The 3,922-nt window shown below is 46.0% G+C and carries 3 protein-coding genes; all 3 read right to left on the bottom strand.

Annotated elements, in window-relative coordinates; translation table 11 throughout:
* A partial coding sequence (locus tag AB3U87_RS21890) for a M23 family metallopeptidase (RefSeq protein ID WP_394150507.1) occupies positions 1-767 on the bottom strand: 767 nt, incomplete at its 3' end.
* Positions 768-1,106: 339 nt separating this feature from the next.
* On the bottom strand, positions 1,107-1,640 hold the full coding sequence (locus tag AB3U87_RS21885) for a hypothetical protein (protein ID WP_394150505.1): 534 nt from the start codon (positions 1,638-1,640) through the stop codon (positions 1,107-1,109).
* 15 nt (positions 1,641-1,655) lie between these two features.
* Entirely contained in the window at positions 1,656-3,824 is a 2,169-nt protein-coding gene (locus AB3U87_RS21880; RefSeq protein WP_394150503.1) for a M23 family peptidase, read from the bottom strand.
* Positions 3,825-3,922 lie beyond the last annotated feature (98 nt).

Here is a 3,922-nt window from a genome sequence, read left to right as displayed (position 1 = left end):
TCATATTTCCCGTCAGTCTGCGTATTTTTCTGCCGCGTTACCATAGTGCAGCTGCCCTGGGCCAGAGTCATGCTGACATACAGAGGCGCACTGCTGGTATACAGCTCAGAAAGCCCGGTTATGGAGGTACTGTTATTTGCGGGTGCCCTGTCATAAAACTTTGTCTGCGGTGGCAGATAAAAGTGAATATCACCATAAACGGCATCGGTTCGGCCATCTTTCGATACGTCCAGTTCGCGGCTCCTCCTGCCCGTCAGTTTGCTGATGTTGTCGTCATCACAGAAAATCTGGAAATGGAAGGCATTGACCGCATCGACCATCCCGGAGGTACCAAGCGGATCTTTCCGGTACACCTTCCCCCCGATTTTCACTGTTGATTCAAGCGACTTCAGGTGCATGTAAAGCGAATAAAAGACCACTTTAGCCCCCTCACCACTGCCGATCTCCGTTTCGTGCTTTAGCAGCACGTAGCCATCGTCACTGCCTTTGACATTGGGTTGATCCACATTGAGGTTCAGCGGTGCCTTATCTCGTTTATCGATGCCTGAACTTTTACGCACGGAAACCACGATCCCATCCGCAACAGCTCTTACACTCTCAAAAGGCCTGCCGCCATCAGTATGGGCTATGTGGATCCCGCCATGCCATGAGCCATGGCCATTGACCGGGTAATCGCGGCGGTCAACTACGGTCATCACTCTTTCAATCCATGCTGCATCGGTTTCATGGGCATTTTTCGCTTTCAGGAATGGCGGGCTGATAATCATGTATGACTCCATGTCAGGAAAAGCTGAATTTGCGGGAAGACCCGGTGGTTTCCAGGGCAATGCTCGGGAAGTCTTCTGGCTTATTGACCTTTTCTTTTCACCCGTAGTACCCCCCGCTTTTGTCCGGTATTCGCCCAGGATATACGCATGAAGATCACGCTGATGCCAACATCGCTACCAGGACAGCAATCCAACGTGTCTTTTTTGGTGTGACCGGTCGTGGATAACATTCAGGAAGATGTTTCAGTGAATACGACATTCAATTTCCTATTACTACTCAAGAGACAGCTATGAACTACATATAAACCTCAACGCTCCCAGAAGGTTTTCCAAAAACAATTACTCAGTAGACAAGCCATCTAATATTTTCTTAGGGAAATGATTCAGGCACTCTTTATCTTTAGCGGTTGGTATTGTGAGGTGATATACATCACCTGCAACTCCAATATAAACTATATTTTCTTTACCATTATTTCCACTTGGGGTGTTATTGTAAAAAAGCCCCCCAGTAGTCTTATTCCCCTTGCTTAAATAAATAACTTCATCATTCAGCTTGCCATCTTTCATGCTTACAATTATGAGTGTTTTCAGTTGCAGCACAGAATCATTTGATATGTACACATGACCATCAATTGTTAATCTATCATCACCGTCAGTATAATTAGTTCCATTCGCATCACTAGTAAATAATAGATACGAGTAATCTTTTGAGTATTTCACATTACTCCCATCAAAAACATCAGTAATAGCACCTGTGTCTATCTTTGCACATAGTGAAATCGGCTCTTTATCTGCTTGTTCAGTTGCCGAACACACATTGACAGAAAATGCAGATAAAACAATGGCAATGATTTTGTAAGTTGAGATTCTCATTGTGTATATCCTCTCTTATTTTATTGGCCTGTAATCTTCAGGTGGATTCTTTTCATCATTAATTGCATACCACGCATGAATGAAAGCTGGCCATCTAACTGTTAAAAATCCATCCCGGCCTGGATTTATTCTCCGTGTAACTTCAGATGCATCAGATTCTTGAGCGCCTTTGTCGGCCCAATAATTGATCCCAAGTTTACCTAAAGGGCTTAACGTGGTTGAATATTTTTGTTTGCTAGACCAATAATAACCAGCAGCATCAAAGGCTGTATAAGCATCAGTAACTGGTCTGGTATTATTTGGTGGTATTGTATAGTACTCCATTCCCCTATGCTGCGGGCCTAATCGGAATTCACTATAGTTAGCATAATTGTGTCGCCCAGTAAGATGAATTGCCCCTCTACCTTTAAATTTAACACCATCCCCTATATGGGTATTGCCAAGTTTTCTACCTTGGGGCATACGTGGCTCATATTTATCAAAATATGAGTCATCACCCTTTTCTACAAAAAACTCAAATCGCCCTGTTTCCCTTGCCATTTGCCCAAAGAAATGCGCAATTCGCAATGGTGAAACTATGCCGTATTTGTTCAAAACTTTTGGCATTATATCTTTAATGTTTGCCGGACGTATAATTTCGGAATGATGGGTGCCTTCACTTTCAATCCATTGCTCTAACGTCGAACGGGACAGATTTGGTCGATGCGCACGCTCTTCATTTCGTCTGACTAGCCTAATCACATCCTCCTTCCCTAACCAGCCACAACGTCTCATGTGTTCAATAAAATACACAGGATTGAAATGCCATAATCTTCCGCTACCGAGAGCTCCTGAATCAAAACACAGCGCTTCTGCGTGTTGCTTAAATTTGCCATAGTCTTCCTCACTCATCAGCGTTCGTTCATTTGATTCCTGCGTCCCGGGAACCTGCCATATGGCCGTTTTTTCTGAAGTGCACTGCTCCCAAGGTAAACCGGTCATCAACCATTTATACCTGGCATCTATTGTGCTTTTTTCCCACTCGAACGGTAAACAGCAGATAAGCCTGTTGCTTTGAGTTTCGTAACTGCCCTCTTCCTGTAACTTTCTGATGATCGACGAATTACACTGGCTATGGGTATCATTGTCGTCATCAACCAGCAGCCATCCCTTCCAGTGAGGGAAATCAGCGTCACTAAACTTTTTAATACTGGGGTCAGCAAGGTTGACCACCCCTTTTCCACCCGGATAACTGACCGTCATCCATAATGGCGCATCTGCCGGCACCAGCGTTTCATGCTCGGTATTGATTACCCGCCCAAAACGAAGCAACTCAAATCCGGCACTTGGGCTCTCCTTATAATTCCGCATCGCGGTTTTATAGAGATTGTATTCGTAGTCTTTGCCATCAGCATTCACCAGTGGCTCGCCCAGCAGGTCATATTTCCCGTCAGTCTGCGTATTTTTCTGCCGCGTTACCATAGTGCAGCTGCCCTGGGCCAGAGTCATGCTGACATACAGAGGCGCACTGCTGGTATACAGCTCAGAAAGCCCGGTTATGGAGGTACTGTTATTTGCGGGTGCCCTGTCATAAAACTTTGTCTGCGGTGGCAGATAAAAGTGAATATCACCATAAACGGCATCGGTTCGGCCATCTTTCGATACGTCCAGTTCGCGGCTCCTCCTGCCCGTCAGTTTGCTGATGTTGTCGTCATCACAGAAAATCTGGAAATGGAAGGCATTGACCGCATCGACCATCCCGGAGGTACCAAGCGGATCTTTCCGGTACACCTTCCCCCCGATTTTCACTGTTGATTCAAGCGACTTCAGGTGCATGTAAAGCGAATAAAAGACCACTTTAGCCCCCTCACCACTGCCGATCTCCGTTTCGTGCTTTAGCAGCACGTAGCCATCGTCACTGCCTTTGACATTGGGTTGATCCACATTGAGGTTCAGCGGTGCCTTATCTCGTTTATCGATGCCTGAACTTTTACGCACGGAAACCACGATCCCATCCGCAACAGCTCTTACACTCTCAAAAGGCCTGCCGCCATCAGTATGGGCTATGTGGATCCCGCCATGCCATGAGCCATGGCCATTGACCGGGTAATCGCGGCGGTCAACTACGGTCATCACTCTTTCAATCCATGCTGCATCGGTTTCATGGGCATTTTTCGCTTTCAGGAATGGCGGGCTGATAATCATGTTATGACTCCATGTCAGGAAAAGCTGAATTTGCGGGAAGGCCCGGTGGTTTCCAGGGCAATGCTCGGGAATTGTTCGGGGTTATTAGCCTTTTCTTT

Origin of the sequence: Erwinia plantamica, assembly GCF_043420595.1 — a bacterium.
GTDB lineage: Bacteria > Pseudomonadota > Gammaproteobacteria > Enterobacterales > Enterobacteriaceae > Erwinia > Erwinia aeris.
Note: the sequence above shows the minus strand (reverse complement) of the source record. Positions and strands in the feature narration are given on the sequence as shown.

Bases quoted from the DNA above. Each gene is read 5' to 3' on its own strand.
- AB3U87_RS21880 (WP_394150503.1), bottom strand. From the start codon at position 3,824: ATGATTATCAGCCCGCCATTCCTGAAAGCGAAAAATGCCCATGAAACC.
- AB3U87_RS21885 (WP_394150505.1), bottom strand. From the start codon at position 1,640: ATGAGAATCTCAACTTACAAAATCATTGCCATTGTTTTATCTGCATTT.